12 protein-coding genes are annotated in these 14,924 nt (G+C 56.2%); 7 read left to right on the top strand and 5 right to left on the bottom strand.

Annotated elements, in window-relative coordinates:
• Positions 1 to 50: 50 nt before the first annotated feature.
• The 4 genes from ABSE13_RS00720 to ABSE13_RS00705 are packed head-to-tail and all read right to left on the bottom strand — an operon-like array spanning position 51 to position 4,301.
• Positions 51 to 881 carry a TatD family hydrolase gene (locus ABSE13_RS00720; protein WP_424026558.1) on the bottom strand — a complete coding sequence of 277 codons (831 nt, stop codon included), beginning with the start codon at positions 879 to 881 and terminating at the stop codon, positions 51 to 53.
• Entirely contained in the window at positions 853 to 1,203 is a 351-nt protein-coding gene (locus ABSE13_RS00715; protein WP_424026557.1) for a dihydroneopterin aldolase family protein, read from the bottom strand. Before ABSE13_RS00715 ends, ABSE13_RS00720 begins: the two co-directional genes overlap by 29 nt.
• A gap of 7 nt (positions 1,204 to 1,210) precedes the next feature.
• Positions 1,211 to 3,322, bottom strand: coding sequence for a minichromosome maintenance protein MCM (locus tag ABSE13_RS00710; protein ID WP_424026556.1), 2,112 nt, complete (start codon positions 3,320 to 3,322; stop codon positions 1,211 to 1,213).
• A 10-nt stretch (positions 3,323 to 3,332) separates the two neighbouring features.
• On the bottom strand, positions 3,333 to 4,301 hold the full coding sequence (locus tag ABSE13_RS00705; protein WP_424026555.1) for a replication factor C small subunit: 969 nt from the start codon (positions 4,299 to 4,301) through the stop codon (positions 3,333 to 3,335).
• A 170-nt stretch (positions 4,302 to 4,471) separates the two neighbouring features.
• Here ABSE13_RS00705 and ABSE13_RS00700 point away from each other — a divergent pair, with 170 nt between their 5' ends.
• From ABSE13_RS00700 to ABSE13_RS00675, 6 genes are all read left to right on the top strand, one after another.
• Positions 4,472 to 5,497, top strand: a complete 1,026-nt coding sequence (locus ABSE13_RS00700; protein WP_424026554.1) for a DUF3821 domain-containing protein — start codon at positions 4,472 to 4,474, stop codon at positions 5,495 to 5,497.
• Positions 5,498 to 5,561: 64 nt separating this feature from the next.
• Entirely contained in the window at positions 5,562 to 6,176 is a 615-nt protein-coding gene (locus tag ABSE13_RS00695; protein ID WP_424026553.1) for a tetratricopeptide repeat protein, read from the top strand.
• Between the two features lie 86 nt (positions 6,177 to 6,262).
• Positions 6,263 to 7,393 (top strand): hypothetical protein, encoded by a 1,131-nt coding sequence (locus tag ABSE13_RS00690; protein WP_424026552.1) that lies wholly within the window; start codon positions 6,263 to 6,265, stop codon positions 7,391 to 7,393.
• A gap of 71 nt (positions 7,394 to 7,464) precedes the next feature.
• The gene (locus tag ABSE13_RS00685; RefSeq protein ID WP_424026551.1) at positions 7,465 to 8,244 is read left to right on the top strand and encodes a hypothetical protein; all 780 of its coding nucleotides are present in this window, start codon (positions 7,465 to 7,467) and stop codon (positions 8,242 to 8,244) included.
• The gene (locus tag ABSE13_RS00680; RefSeq protein WP_424026550.1) at positions 8,241 to 8,996 is read left to right on the top strand and encodes a metallophosphoesterase; all 756 of its coding nucleotides are present in this window, start codon (positions 8,241 to 8,243) and stop codon (positions 8,994 to 8,996) included. The genes ABSE13_RS00685 and ABSE13_RS00680 overlap by 4 nt, the downstream gene beginning before the upstream one ends.
• Positions 8,983 to 11,679: a DEAD/DEAH box helicase gene (locus ABSE13_RS00675; RefSeq protein WP_424026549.1), complete on the top strand. Its 2,697-nt coding sequence runs from the start codon at positions 8,983 to 8,985 to the stop codon at positions 11,677 to 11,679. Before ABSE13_RS00680 ends, ABSE13_RS00675 begins: the two co-directional genes overlap by 14 nt.
• A gap of 764 nt (positions 11,680 to 12,443) precedes the next feature.
• Here the strand turns inward: ABSE13_RS00675 and ABSE13_RS00670 are convergent.
• The gene (locus ABSE13_RS00670) at positions 12,444 to 12,998 is read right to left on the bottom strand and encodes a TATA-box-binding protein (RefSeq protein WP_424026548.1); all 555 of its coding nucleotides are present in this window, start codon (positions 12,996 to 12,998) and stop codon (positions 12,444 to 12,446) included.
• Between the two features lie 258 nt (positions 12,999 to 13,256).
• On the opposite strand from ABSE13_RS00670, the gene ABSE13_RS00665 reads away from it, so the two are divergent.
• Entirely contained in the window at positions 13,257 to 14,924 is a 1,668-nt protein-coding gene (locus tag ABSE13_RS00665) for an AMP-binding protein (protein WP_424026547.1), read from the top strand.

The raw sequence follows: 14,924 nt of genomic DNA, 5'->3' as shown, positions 1-14,924 counted from the left end.
GGATAAAAAAAGGTGAGTCTGTACCAGAGATCCGCCCGGGGCCGGTTCTGTCACGGCAGGTGAATGGAGACGCCGTAGACCCGTTCGATCGTTTCCCCATGGATCCGGTAACAGTCATCTGCCGTGAATTTACCGGAGGCAACGAGCTGGTTGGTATAGCGTGGCACCGATTTTGGCCCGATGACCGCGCCCGGCCGGGAGTTCTCGTCCATGTAATCGCTCTCCATGGTAAATGCCCGTTTCTCCTGTGCCAGTTGCGGGATTGCCTCGTGTTTTGCAATCAGTGACGGGTGAAGCGGTGTTTCCGGTGATCCATAGTGTTTCACCACGCGTTCCACCGGCATTCCCGCCCGCCCGGCCATCTCCACGATATCTGTGCAGGGACCGGTCTCGGCATGCACCTGCAGGGCGCACCGGCATTCGGCCGCACGGGCAAGGGCATGTGCGAGCACTTCGTTGGATGCGGCGAGGATCTCCGGTGCGACCTCGTAATGCGGCCGGCCGCTCTTGAGGCCTACCGCTTTCCCTTCCTGCACATATTCAGCGGCACAATCGATCCCGGCCTTCATCAGCTCCGCCGCCTCGGCAAGGGACATACGGTCTGTAAGCCGGGTGATCTCGGCAGGGTGGACACCCAACACCGGGAAGACAACCACCCCGGTTTCAGCAACCAGTGCAGCAACACGGAGTGTCTCGTCAAACACCCGGGCATAATCTTTCCCCGTGGCCGGGTGGATCTCAAGCGACCATGATGGTTTTGATACGAGGAACATGTGGGTTCCCCCGGCCCGGAAAAAGTCTTTCGCCGCTTCGATCCCCCGGCCGTTGACCGGGTCGATATGGATGTGATCGTCAGTGACCGGGTAGGGCTTCGATTTCATGGCACTCCACGATCTTCATGAGCGGGTATCCCTTCTCGGGCGAGAGCTGCGCCCGGCAGTACGTGAACCCGACACGGGTGATTATCTCCACGTCATACATCATGCCGGAGAGTTCGCTGTACCCGAACCGGTTCTCCGTCATGAGGCCCCGGTCGAGCCGGACCGTGATCTCCTCGACGAACGGCTGGAGGATCACTGCCCGTTCGATCGCCTTCTCAACGCTCGCCGCAGAGTCGCGGGAGATGGGCGTGCCTACCCACTGGTGGTAGAGGGCACCGAGCTTGATTCCCGCCTCGAATACTGCCTGTTCCCGATCGTTCATGATCCTCCTAGATCAACTGGATGATCCCTGACTTGGGTTCCATTGCTTCGCCGTGCCGGAGCAGCATATCGATGCCCTCGCGCACCTTGTCCCGGGCGAATCCCTTTGCGCTGACCGCATCGATCACCTGGTCGATACCTGCCCTGCGGCCATCGCCCCCGATATCACGGATGGCATCCTTGATCACCCGCACGATATCCCGTTTCTCCTTGGAGATACCGGTGACAATCTTGTCGATATCGAAGGTCCCGGTCTTCGCATCGTATGCGATCTGGCGGAGGCACGCGTCTACGATGTGGATGACGCGCTCGGCATCGCTGAGCTCGATCGTATTCGAGAGCCGGATCCGTGCGCTGGCTTCGCCGAGCCGGACCAGGGCCTCCAGCTGCCGGGCTGTCACCGGTACCGGTTTGTTCGGTTCCGCGATGCCCCGAAGCTTGAGATAATACCCGACCAGCGCATCTTTCGCTTCGTTCGAGATGATCGGGAAGCACGATCGTTTCGCGTAGGCTACGTATTTCCGGAAGAGCGCAGGGTCGATATCCGGCATCACGGGCTTGAGCTGCTGCGCTATGTACTCGTCAGTGACACCGGGGATCGGTGTCCTTTTGTGCTGCGCGATCAGTTCGCCCGTGCTGTGCGCCTTGAGGATGTGCTCTGCAATGGCAAGATCCCGCTTCTGCTCGGGCTGGTCGGTCATGATAAAGATCAGATCGAACCGGGAGAGCAGCGAGGGGGGCATGTTGATCTGGTCGGAGATATCGCCGAACATATCGAACCGGCCGTACTTCGGGTTTGCCGCACCGAGCAGGGCGCACCGGGACTTGAGGGTCGCGGTGATCCCGGCCTTTGCAACGCTGATCGACTGCTGCTCCATCGCTTCGTGGAGGGCGGAACGATCGCCTTTCTCCATCTTGTCCATCTCATCGACCGCTGCCACTCCCATGTCGGCGAGTACGAGCGCACCGGCCTCCAGGGTCCAGCGGCCCTCGCCGAATTCATCCTTCACTGCGGTCGCGGTAAGCCCGGCTGCGGTGGATGACTGCCCGCTTGTATAGATCGCCCGGGGCGAGAGTTTTACGACATAGCGCAGCAACTGGCTTTTTGCAATACCGGGGTCCCCGATAAGGAGCACATGGATGTCGCCCCGGAGCCGGCTGCCGTCGGGCATCTCCTTTGCAATCCCGCCGAACAACTGGAGAGCGATTGCCTGTTTTACATCCTCGCTGCCATAGATGGTGGGCGCGATCGAGTGCGTGATCATCCGGTAGATCATGGGATCCTTACTCAGTGCATGGATCTCGTCCTCGGCCTTGTCGTCAATCTCGACTTCTTCGAACTCTTTTTCCGCAACCTCGATCGAGTTGCATTCGAGGAAGATGTCAAAGACCGTGCTCTTCTCGCCCTTGACCACCCGCTGCATGGAACGGAGGATGCCGTTGATGATCACGCGGTCGCCGGGTGAGACCTTGCCGGAAAGATCGTCTGTCACGTCCACGTCAAGCGTCTGGGGCTGCTCCCCGCCGCGCAGGCCCTCGGGGGACTCCTGTATCCGCAGTTTCTGGGAGTCTACGAACGTAGACCGCTTGGGCATGAGCTCGATCTTCTTGAAGGTACAGCCATCGGTGGCACAGCCTTCAGGCTCGATGAACTTCCCGTATTTCTGTTTCTTCACGGTGAAGTGGCCGGCCGGGCAGCGGAAGACCGCCTCCACGATACGGGGCCGGACCTCCGTGGTCTTGCGCAGGATCCCTTCTACCGATACAAAACGGTTGATGTCCTCGGACCTGATATGGCGGATGCCGGTCTTTTTCGGGAGATTGGTGAACCGGATGTTGATCCCTTTTGCCTCTTTCCCGTCCTTGGTCCGGATCAGCTGGCTGTTTTTGATCGCGTCCCAGACATCTTCGAGAACCTTCCCCGGGTTCTCGAGAAGTTCATCGGCAAGGGCGATCCCGGCCGTCCCGAATTTTTCTACGTCACGGTAATCAATGAAAATGGACCGCTTATGGGGATATTCCCGCGAAATCTCTCCCAGCTGTTTCTTGTACTTGCTCTTGAGGAGCCGGCTCCAGTCCCCGGTCTTGTCGCCCTCGTGCAGATCGGGTTCTTTCTTCATCGCTGTCATGTCACCGGGCCTGCTCTGCGGAGAGCACGAACCGCGCAATCAGCGCTTCCATCTGGATATCGCTGCTCGCCCCTTCCGAGAGCCGGAAATCGGTCTCGCCCAGATGATCGATCAACCTGACCTTCAGCCCGCGATCCATCTCCCGTTTCAGGAGTGCCCGGTAGCACTGGTTGATCAGTTCGTTGGGAGCAATCCCCCGTTCGTGAAGGAGCTGGGCAAGGAGCGATTCTGCGGCATCAAAGTCTCCTTTGAGGGAGAGATCAAGGAGCTCTTTGATCTCATCCGGCCGCGCGGTTGAGGTGATCGAGTAGACCCGTTTCTCATCGATGGACGGGCTGATGATGGCCGCTCCCTGCACCGCATTGATCGCCTTTCGCATGTCCCCCTGGGCGATATAGACGATTGCGTCCATTGCTCCGGGCGTGATGGTGAGCCCTTCCCGGGAAGCGATACGGTGCATCTCCTTCTTCACGGCATCAGGCCCGAGCGGTTTGAACCGGTAGATCGCGCACCTGCTCTGGATCGGGTCTATGATCTTGGAGGAATAATTGCAGGAAAGGATGAACCGGCAGGTCTTTGCATAGCTCTCCATCGTCCTGCGGAGCGCAGCCTGGGCATCCGTAGTGAGTGCATCCGCTTCGTCAAGGAAAAGGATCTTGAACGCAGCCCCCCCGTCCGGCATGGTCCGGGCGAACTCCTTGATCTGGTTCCGCACGACATCGATTCCCCGCTCATCCGAGGCATTGAGCTCGCGGAAGTTCCTCTGCCACGAATCCTTAAAAAATTCCTTGGCCAGTGCGACCGCTGCGGTGGTCTTGCCGACCCCGGCACTGCCGGTGAACAGGAGGTGGGGGAGGTTACCGGTACGGACATAGGACGTGAGGCGCTCCACAATCTCGTCCTGCCCGACGATATCCGAAAGTTTCTGCGGCCGGTATTTTTCTATCCAGATCGTGTGGCTCTCATCCATGCATTATCCTCTCCAGTGTTCGCGAAATCAGCATTTGTACGATCATATTGTGTTACAGACCATGAGAACTCTTGTGCAGACCGTGTACCGGAATTCCCGCAAGGTAAAAATCCCGGTCGTTTCTAATGAATGTCATAATGTTTATCATAAGGGTTTTGAAATTACTTTTCATGCAAGGAAAATATATTTTGCCTGCTCTTGTCGTAATTCTTCTGGTCTGCTTCCCCGTGGCGGCCAGTACCGGTAAAATTGCGGCAGGCGCGCCGGTTTTTATTGGCGAGACAAACCTGGATATTACTTCCGCGATCAAAGACTGCCATGTAATCGCATGGTGGCCTGAAGGTGCAGATGCCAGCGCACCCCCTGCGATCAACCTGACGGTTAAAACCCTGAATGCGGGCAACGGGCTGATCACTCATTTCAACGTCAGCCCCCAGATCTTCATGGGGCATACCGGCCCATGGTACTGCCAGGATAAAGCGCCGTTTCCCGAGGTCCTTTTTGTCGTAGATCCCCAGTTCACCATACGGGTCTGGGATCTGGATAACGACACGGATATCTCCGGCCAGACCGTCCCTGCTACAACCAATATTACGTACCGGATCGATACCAACCTGAACCTTGCGGCAGATTACTATAACCGGACAAATCTGAACCCTTCGGATACCATATTTACCATAAACATGGTGGATCCTCTCGGCAGGAGTGTACCTAATATTTATACTGGCAGTTCCGGTGCACCCGCCACGCAGATCAACCGCTTTGACAGCACCCCGTTCATTACCACCCCTGTTTATTTCGGAAAGCATATGGATGACTGGAATCGTCTTTCCCGCGATGCACGTGGCGATCTGATCTATCCTCCGGGTACGTATTTCATTACAGCCAGCCAGAACCTCGGTAACATGCAGCAGGCCTATGCCGATGCAGGCATCACTGACCTGACTGGCAGGACTACCGGGACGACGAGCGTGACTTTCTTCACACCGGCACTGCTTTCCCCGGCAGCAACCCAGCAGCCACTCGTTTCCCCGGGAGTTTCCCTTACAACAACGCCCCCGGGAACGCAACCCGTGGCCACATTCCCGACCGCGCAGCCGGTCACGAGCAAGACCCCTTACCAGCCGCTGCCATGGTGGGTGACCGTTATGGCAATCGGCATTGCAGGACTCTTCGTGATGAAACGGGCACACTGATTTTACCATTCTTTTTGTGACTCTTTTATAGGAAAAGAATCTCATATGAAGTCTGGAGATCTGTATGAAATTCCGCAGAATTTTTGCATTATTGTTCATCCTGTCCTTTCTTGTACTGCCCGCCCTTGCTGCGGATTCCTCCGAATCACTCAATACAGCCGGTGCGTTATATTCAAAAAGTGTTGATATGGCAAATGCGGGGAACTACCAGGAGGCCCTTGATGCCGCGGACAATGCCCTTGCAATGAACGTCACGTCGCTGACCGCCCTCATCCAGTCCAACCGTGCGGGAATCCTTGTGATGCTGAACCGCAATGACGAGGCGATCACCGCTGCTGATGCCGCGCTCGCTGTAGAAGGAAACCTGACGACCGTTCATTCCATTGCATGGTACAATAAAGGCAATGCCCTCCGGGCTCTTGGCCGGATTGATGAAGCGCGGACAGCATATGCCAATGCCAATGCACTTGATCCTACCCTTGTCGCCCCGGCTCTGCCTTCGGGAACTATCACCGTGCAGCCCACTACCGTTCCCGTATCCGGGCAATCTCCTGTGGCAACGTCATCCGGTGTTCCCCGGCCGTCAGCAACGAAATCTCCCTTATCCCTGCCGGTAGTTTTTATCTCCCTGTTCGCGGCTCTTGCATGCTGCAGGTATTTCCGGGCAGCGGAAAAATAACCTATCCCTCTTATGCTTCCGGTTCCTGCTCCAGCAGTGATCCGGCCACCTCAATATTGAAGAGCATATGATCGCATATGATGTGTATGCGGAATCCGTCGGTCACCTGTCTTTTATGCGCCCTCATCACGGTAGTCCTGCTGTGTTCTGCCGGATGCCTGCATGCTCCCGGAAACATTGCAGGTACCCTGACCGGGAATGCACCCACACCGGACATATCCCCGGCCGCTCCCGCACCCACCGGGACATCCTATGTGCTCGTTGAAACTCTTGCACCCGATACACCTGCCATCCCGGAATCCCCGACCTGTCAGCCGCTTGTCGTTCCTCAGGAGACCGGCGATACTATACAGGAAAATACCTTCAATTTCCAGTACCGCAGCGTCCCGTATTCCGTGACGATTCCGGTAAATACGTCCCTGTACCAGGCTGCACGCAACTCCCCCAACAAAAATCTCAACCTTTCAGGCACAAATGATACCGCGGCCCTTTACCGGCAGATGATGAACGATCCTGCCATGGATCCGTTTTTCAACGATCTGATCCGGGAGCTCAGCAAAGACCGGTATAAAGGCGGCAACAATCTGACGGATGATGAATACCTTGAGATGGTCACGAGTTTTGTCCAGCAGATTCCGGCTGAGAACCGGACCGCCGGCAATCCGCGGTACCCTGTGGAAGTGATCGCTGACGGGAAAGGAACCAGCGATGAAAAAGCGATGCTCCTGACCGGGATACTGTCCCGCCAGGGATATGATACCGCGCTCCTCCTGTTCCCCGGAATAAACCGGGCGGGATCCGGGATCGGAATACGCCTCGCAACCAACCATCCCTCGTTCCGTGTCTTCTCCGACGGCAGGCGCGATTACCTCTTTATCGAGACGTCCACAACCCGGCTCATCGGCATATACGACGACCAGATCGATACTGCACCGGATCCTGTCGTGATTCCCTTTGGTAACGGCACTCTTGGGTACTCGCATATCAACTTCGTGATGGGTATCTTCGCCGATCTCCGCACTATGGAAAACCAGCTGAAGATGTACGACGAGGAAGCAGGGCCGGCCCGGCAACTCACCGCATATGATTACGAAGCAGCTGTCTCGTATGTCAATGCCTGTGAGTTTGTTATGTCCACCAATGACCGGGATGCGGCTTACAGTGCTATACGGGCAAGCCAACTGTCCCGTCATTCTGCCTGCGTGACCTGTGGCTGATTTCATTTTCCCCGTCCGGTTGTCACGGGGTATATCTTGAATAGATCTCCGTGACAATGGTGTAAAGGATTATGGAGGGTGCAGCGCGGGTATTTGCCGGGGAATTCAGCCAGTCTACGCTGCTTGTACCGGCAGAAGATCCCGGGAACCCGGGATGGGTAGTGACTCCCGGGGGGGCATGGTGCCGGCAGATGTACCTTGCCGGTGCCCTGACGGAAGTAATGGAAAACGGGGATCTGATCCACTGCCGGATTGCGGATCCTACCGGTGCATTCGATATTGTCATGAGCAGCCGGAATGCTGTTCTTGCCGGTGCTCTCCGGAAGATTCCTGTTCCTTCGTTTGTCGGAGTCATGGGGCAGGCCCGGATGTACCAGCGCAGCGGATCGGTGCTTCTCTCGGTCCGCCCGGATCATATCCACGGTGTGGACCGGGCTACCCGCGACAAGCTCGTACTGATCAACGCTGAATATACGATCGCCCGCCTTGAACAAATGGATCGTGCCGTAAAGGGTGAATGCACGGATACCCGGATCCTTCGGGCATACCGTCACTATTCCCTCTCATCTGAAGACCTGAAGGATCTCGTACGGATGACGGAATCCGCGGTACTGGGTGTACGGCCATCCCGGGATGCCATCCCCGCGGCACCTCAGGCAGATGCCCGCAGCCTGGTGATGAAGATCCTGCAGGAGTCAGCAGCGGGGCCGCGGGGCATAGCGGTTGAAGAGATCATTGAGACCCTGGCCTTGCAGGGTATCACGAAAGAGGCAGTGCTTGCTGCCCTGGAAGCGCTCATTGTTGATGATGAATGCTACCAGCCGCAGAAGGGATATGTAAGGCAGTTATGAACCTCGAATTCATCAGCGACGGGCCGGCACTGGTGGTGGAAGGGGATGAGCGGCTGCTCGTTGTTGCGGACCTCCATTTCGGGATCGAGGCGGATCTTGCTGCCCACGGCCTGCATTTCCGGAGCAGGAGCCCCGACCGGCTTGAACGGCTCCAAAAAACGATTGACGGTGCCGATCCCGACCGGCTCGTGCTGCTGGGGGACATCAAGCACAGCATCCCGTCCCTCACCCGGCAGGAATACCATGAGATGCCCGGGATACTGGAAGCCCTGCGCTCCCGTATCCCGCTGCTGATCTTTCCCGGTAATCATGATATCGGCATTGAACGGTTTGCAAAGCCCGGGGAACTCCAGCCCCGGGACGGGGCCATCCTTGACGGCGTGGGATACCTGCATGGCCATAGGTATCCCGCATCGCATCTCTATGGCCACCTTCTTGTGATCGGACACCATCACCCCTTCGTTTCCCTGCGGGACGAAGTGGGATGTGCCCTCCGGTCCCCGGCTTATATCCGGGCTGTGGTGGATAACGGGGCTCCCGGTCTTGCCGGGAGTGCGGGCGCTTCGGGCAATACCCGGCTCCTGTTCATGCCTGCGTTCAACGAACTCGCCGGTTATGATGTCCTGCAGATAGTCAAAGACCCGTTCTCTCCCCTTTCGCGATGCATGAAACCGGAAGAGACAGAGATTATCCTTGCCGACGGGACGTACATCGGCCCGATCTCAGCGATCCTATCCGATGAAGACGATTGAAGTACTGAACCCGGCAGTGCAGGCCTGCATTCGGAAGCGGGGATTTTCATCGCTGTCCGATGCCCAGCAGCAGGCAATCCCGCTGATCCTTGGCGGGAACCACATTGTCCTGATCGCTCCTACCGGGACCGGCAAGACCGAGAGCGCAATGTTCCCGGTCTTCAATGGCCTGCTCTCCCTTCCCGCGGGTGGTGGTTTCAAGGCCATATATATCACGCCATTGCGATCGCTCAACAGGGATATGCTCTCCCGTATGCAGTGGTGGTGCAGCGAACTCGGGCTTTCGGTCGGTGTCAGGCACGGCGATACGTCTATGGCGGAACGGCGGAAGCAGGCACTTCATCCCCCGGACCTGCTGATCACTACCCCCGAGACATTCCAGGCGCTGTACATGGGGAAGCGCCTGCGCAAGCATCTTGAGCATGTCCGGTACGTGATCATCGACGAGATCCACGAACTCGCCGGCAGCAAGCGGGGTGCCCAGCTTGCAATCGGTCTCGAACGGCTCCAGGTATATGCAGGTGAATTCCAGCGAATCGGGCTCTCGGCTACGGTCGGGAACCCGGAAGATATTGCCCGTTTCCTCTGTGGGGCGCGTCCCTGTTCCATAGTGCAGGTGCCGGTGGCAAAGCAGCTGGAGATCGCGGTAAAATATGTAGGGGATGATTTCCGGCACCAGACCGAGGTATTATCGCAGATCCTGAAACGGAAAGGATCTACGCTCGTGTTCGTCAACACCCGGGTGACTGCGGAAGCGCTTGGCCACGCGCTGTTCAGCCACGGGGACGTCGAGGTACACCACGGGTCGCTCTCAAAAGAAGTCAGGATCGATGCCGAAGAGCGGTTCAAGCGTGGTGAGATACGGACCCTGATCTGTACCTCGTCCATGGAGCTCGGGATCGATATCGGCCGTGTCGACCACGTGATCCAGTTCGGTTCGCCCCGTGAGGTGGCCCGGCTGGTGCAGCGGGTGGGGCGTGCCGGTCACCAGCTGAACACGATCTCCCGGGGCACCATCCTTGCGACAGGTTTTGATGATCTCCTCGAATCCCTGGTGATTGCCCGGAAGGCAAAGGCCAACGAGATCGAACGGGTAGTTCCCCACACGCAGGCGGCGGACGTCCTCGCCAACCAGGTAGCAGCGATTGCCGTGGAGTATGGCGAGATCGAGAGATCGAAGATCCAGGAGATCTGCGAGCGCACTTCCCTCTACCCGGACTGCGCTGAGCTGCTTGATGAGGTCTGCCGGCAGATGGAGGAGCACCGGCTGATCCGGATCGACGGGAGCCGGATCATCACGACTGCCCGGGCGCGGCGGTACCTGGCAGGTAACCTCTCGATGATCCATGACGAGCGGAAGGTACCGATCTTCGATATCGTCAGCCGGCGCACGGTGGGAACACTGGATGAGTCCTTTGTTGTGGGGTGGGTGCATACCGGCGTTGTCTTCATCACCAAGGGTCAGCTCTGGCGCGTGCTGGAGATTGCTGATGGCAGGCTGACCGTAGAACCGGCAAAGAAGGCGATGGGGGAACTTCCTTCGTGGGAGGGTGAGCAGATCCCGGTCCCGTTCCCGGTGGCCCAGGAAGCCGGCGGGATGCGCCGGACCCGGGCTGTAGCCGATTATACTTCTGAAAAGGAAGGAATAGCCTTTGCTACCGCATTTCTTTCGGAGATGGACAAGAACCGTTCGCTCATCCCCACCGACCAGTTCATCACGCTGGAAAACACCGGGGACGGGGTTGTCCTCAATGTCTGCGCAGGGCATAAAGCGAACGAGGCGCTCGGACGCGTGATCTCGATCCTTATCTCCGCCCGGAACGGGACCGCGGTGGGTCTCGAACTGGATGCGTACCGGATGCTCCTGCGCCTTCCCTCTGCCATACGGGCGGCGGATGTGCGGGACGTCCTCCTCTCGCTCGACCCGGCCCACATGGCAGGTGTACTCCGGCTTGCCCTGAAACGGACTGCGCTCTTCAAATGGAAACTGGTGCAGATCGCAAAGAAGTTCGGCGCTATCGATCCCGATGCGGATTACGAGAAGATCAGCATCCACCGCCTTCTTGAGTTCTTTGATAATACGGTCGTGCAGAAAGAGGCATACCGGGAGCTGCTCTCCGAATACATGGATATCGGAACCGCCGCCGGGATCGTACGGCAGATACGGGAGGGGACCATAGGCGTCTCACTCGCCCCGCACTCCCTGATTGGTGCCGGTGGGCTGCTCTCCTCCCGGGACCAGATCCCGCCACCCACTGCCGACAAAGCCGTGCTTGCGACCCTGAAACGCCGGCTCGATGATGATGATGTCATCCTGGTCTGCATGAACTGCCGGGACTGGAAGAGCAGGACCGTGGTCTCACGGGTGCCGGACCATCCCCAGTGCCCGAAATGCGGGGCCCGGCTCATCGCCGCACTCAAGCCCTTCGATGAGGAGCAGTACGCGCTCCTCAAAAAACCGAAGAAGTCGGCGGAAGAGCGGGCGGTCGAGCAGCGCCTTCTCCGGAACGCGAACATCGTCCTTTCCAGCGGGAAGAAGGCGGTGGTCGCGCTCGCCGGCCGGGGCGTAGGGCCGGATACCGCGTCCCGGATCCTCGGTACCCTGACCGAAGGGGATGCATTCTACCGGGAGATCCTCAAGGCGGAAAGGAATTTCGTCCAGACGCACCGCTACTGGGCGTGAGATTGAAGGGTAGTGCGTACTTATTAAAAAATTCCACTTCTCTATTGCAGAGACTGATGCATTATTCCATTACGATTGATGCGCCCCCCAACCCCCACGAGTCGAAGTGCCGCCACGGGCAGGCACTTCTTTGTCGCGGGGGAGTCCGGGACTTGAAATACAGCGGCAACGTATTCCCGTGCTCATATTTATAAGAACAAATATGGAATGATTTTTTATGAACTTCTGATCTTTGACAAATCAAAATTTTTGGAAACGATTATTAGAATTTTTTATAATTTTATTATGGCTTTTAGTAACTCTATGGTTTATTGTATTCACTATTTTCGCGGGGATATATCCAACGAGTTTTGAAAAGTATGGAACGCAAATGGGATTTTTAGGGATTACAATCTCTCTTCTTTCAATGTTCTTTTATTACTCAGATAAATTTCAAAATCGCGAAAATGAAATTATACAAGAAAACGTCTTGAAAATATTGAAAGAATTTGCAAACAATGGGACCGCGATATTGAATAATTAAAAATTTTTGTTATACTAAAATATCACATAATTCACATTTGATCGTGAATTTTCTGATGAAAATCTTCTCTACATATTGGAGTTGGTCCCAGACTGGAGCTCGCGCAGTGGACCAATTTTCAACATCATATTTTTACCGGTAATCTGCCCCGCCGTGCCTCGGAGAGGCCCTGAGGCGGGGAACCCTCGTTACGTTCCACTCTCAGCTAAAACTTACAATTGAAGAAAAAGCATCTAAAAAATTACATTATGCTCTCGAGCTTCTGCTCGAGGAAGTCGAGGCCTTTCTTGATGTCCTCGAGGTTCTTGCCGCCCGTGAGGATGATCTTGCCTGATGAGAAGAGAAGTGCGACGATTTTGGGATCCTTGATCCGGTAGACAAGGCCCGGGAACTGTTCCGGTTCGTATTCGATGTTCTCGAGGTTCAGGGTGATAACTACCTTATTGAGATTGATGTATTTGCCGATATCGTACGAGCAGACGATGTTGGTGATCGCTACCTTGGGCTCCTTGTAGGTGTCAACGCCGGCAGCCTTGAGGGATTTCATGATGATGTTAAGGCCGTCAGTGAGCGCCTTCTTGTCCCGTATCCCGGTCAGGACAACCTTACCGGAGGAAAAGATCAGGGACGCAATCTTCGGGTTTTCAATACGGTATACCGCGCCCGGGAACCTTTTCGTGTTGAGTTCGCAGCTCTTGATCTTGCTTGAGACCTCTGCAAGGTCGATGGAATCGGCTATTACACCGGATGCTACGATATTCTCAATTTTCAATGATGCGTACTTCTTTTCAACCATCCACTATACTATGCTGCCCCCTCAATCATAATACTAATGGACAACCTTTATGTCCCCATGAAATCGCCGTAGTGAAGGATTCTTCCGGATTACTGCCCTCAGTGCACTCACCATGGAACTGATACTGGAATCCCAAAGAATAGTCCGAACGGTGTTTTTTAACCGGGAAATTATGATCGGACCGGTTGATTTGTGCAGCACCCGGAAAAGAAAAAGACAGATTGATGAATAACCCGGCAAAACACTCTTCCGGATTTTATGAAAAAGACCGGGCATGTCGCAGACCGTTACGAGAAGATGTGCGAAACGTTCGCCATCGACGTTCCGGAATATTACAACTTCGGGTTTGACGTGATCGATGCGTGGGCAAAGAAGGACCGCAACAAACTCGCCCTGATCTGGGTAAACCAGGATGGCGAAGAGAAGAAATACAGTTTCCTCGACCTCGCAAACCTCTCCAACAAGGCCGCCAACATCCTCCTCAAATATGGCATCAACAAGGGAGACCGCGTACTGGTCATGCTCCCCCGTATTCCCGAATGGTGGATCTTTGCGATTGCGCTTATCAAACTCGGCGCCGTCTTTGCGCCATGCCCGACGATGCTTACGGCACGGGACATCAAGTACCGGGTCAACAAGGGAAAATTCCGGATGATCATCACCGATGTTGAAAATGCACCGAAAGTGGAGGAGATCTGCAACGAGTGTCCTGCGCTCACGACACGGTTCCTTGCCGATGGGGAACGCAAGGGCTGGGCCAGTTTCCCCTATGAGCTGCTCTATCCGGCACCGGTCTCCCACCGCTCGGTCAGCATCCCTGATCAGCTCCGTACCCGGAGTACCGACCCCATGCTGATCTATTTCACCTCAGGCACCACCGGTGAGCCCAAGATGGTGCTCCACAACCACGGGTACCCGCTGGGCCACATAGTCACTGCCCGGCTTTGGCAGGATATCAAGCACAATGATCTCCATTTCACGCTCTCGGATACCGGCTGGGCAAAATGTGCCTGGGGCAAGATCTTCGGCCAGTGGATCGAAGGTGCCTGTATCTTCGTGTACAATTTTACCGGAAAATTCCAGGCAACCGAGGTCCTTCCCCTGCTGGAGAGATACCAGATCACCACGTTCTGCTGTCCCCCGACCATCTACCGGATGCTGATCCTTGCCGACCTTGACCGGTTCGATCTCTCCTCCCTGCGGCACTGCACCAGTGCGGGGGAACCCCTCAATCCCGAAGTGATCCGGGTCTGGAAGGAAGGAACCGGCCTCACTATCTGTGAAGGATACGGTCAGACCGAGACGGCCTGTTGCGTTGCCTCATTCCCGAGTGTTGAACCGCGTCCCGGCTCCATGGGAAAACCCTCGCCCGGCTGGAATGTTGAAGTGCATGATGATGACGGGAAACCCGTGGGCGAGCATGAAGAAGGCAGGCTTGCGATCAGCTGCTCGCCCAGACCCCCCGGCCTCTTCGTCGAGTACCTGGATAACCCGGAAGAGAATAAGAAATCGTTTGTCCATGGCTGGTATTATACGGGCGACAAAGTGAGCATCGATGATGACGGGTACTTCTGGTTCGTAGGCCGGAATGATGACGTGATCAAGAGTTCCGGGTATCGGATCGGCCCCTTCGAAGTCGAGAGTGCCCTTCTTGAACATCCTGCGGTGCAGGAAGCGGCAGTGGTCGGTTCGCCGGACCGGATCCGGGGTACGGTAGTCAAGGCGTTTGTGGTACTGAACACGGGATACGATCCCTCAGAGTCACTTGTCCGGGACATCAAGAACTATGTAAAAAAGACAACCGCTCCTTACAAATATCCCCGTGAGATCGAGTTCATTGAAGAGCTCCCCAAGACCATCTCCGGCAAGATCAAGCGCAATGATCTACGGGCCGCGGAACTGAAAAAGTATCACGATCGCTCATAG

This window comes from Methanoregula sp., from assembly GCF_049518935.1.
Taxonomy (GTDB): domain Archaea; phylum Halobacteriota; class Methanomicrobia; order Methanomicrobiales; family Methanospirillaceae; genus Methanoregula.
The sequence above is the reverse complement of the archived record's forward strand: the minus strand, read 5'-3'. Positions and strand labels throughout refer to the sequence as shown.

Excerpts from the sequence above, each read along its gene's own strand:
- ABSE13_RS00720 (WP_424026558.1), bottom strand. The coding sequence starts at position 881 with ATGAAATCGAAGCCCTACCCGGTCACTGACGATCACATCCATATCGAC.
- ABSE13_RS00715 (WP_424026557.1), bottom strand. The coding sequence starts at position 1,203 with ATGAACGATCGGGAACAGGCAGTATTCGAGGCGGGAATCAAGCTCGGT.
- ABSE13_RS00710 (WP_424026556.1), bottom strand. The coding sequence starts at position 3,322 with ATGAAGAAAGAACCCGATCTGCACGAGGGCGACAAGACCGGGGACTGG.
- ABSE13_RS00705 (WP_424026555.1), bottom strand. The coding sequence starts at position 4,301 with ATGGATGAGAGCCACACGATCTGGATAGAAAAATACCGGCCGCAGAAA.
- ABSE13_RS00700 (WP_424026554.1), top strand. The coding sequence starts at position 4,472 with ATGCAAGGAAAATATATTTTGCCTGCTCTTGTCGTAATTCTTCTGGTC.
- ABSE13_RS00695 (WP_424026553.1), top strand. The coding sequence starts at position 5,562 with ATGAAATTCCGCAGAATTTTTGCATTATTGTTCATCCTGTCCTTTCTT.
- ABSE13_RS00690 (WP_424026552.1), top strand. The coding sequence starts at position 6,263 with ATGCGGAATCCGTCGGTCACCTGTCTTTTATGCGCCCTCATCACGGTA.
- ABSE13_RS00685 (WP_424026551.1), top strand. The coding sequence starts at position 7,465 with ATGGAGGGTGCAGCGCGGGTATTTGCCGGGGAATTCAGCCAGTCTACG.
- ABSE13_RS00680 (WP_424026550.1), top strand. The coding sequence starts at position 8,241 with ATGAACCTCGAATTCATCAGCGACGGGCCGGCACTGGTGGTGGAAGGG.
- ABSE13_RS00675 (WP_424026549.1), top strand. The coding sequence starts at position 8,983 with ATGAAGACGATTGAAGTACTGAACCCGGCAGTGCAGGCCTGCATTCGG.
- ABSE13_RS00670 (WP_424026548.1), bottom strand. The coding sequence starts at position 12,998 with ATGGTTGAAAAGAAGTACGCATCATTGAAAATTGAGAATATCGTAGCA.
- ABSE13_RS00665 (WP_424026547.1), top strand. The coding sequence starts at position 13,257 with ATGAAAAAGACCGGGCATGTCGCAGACCGTTACGAGAAGATGTGCGAA.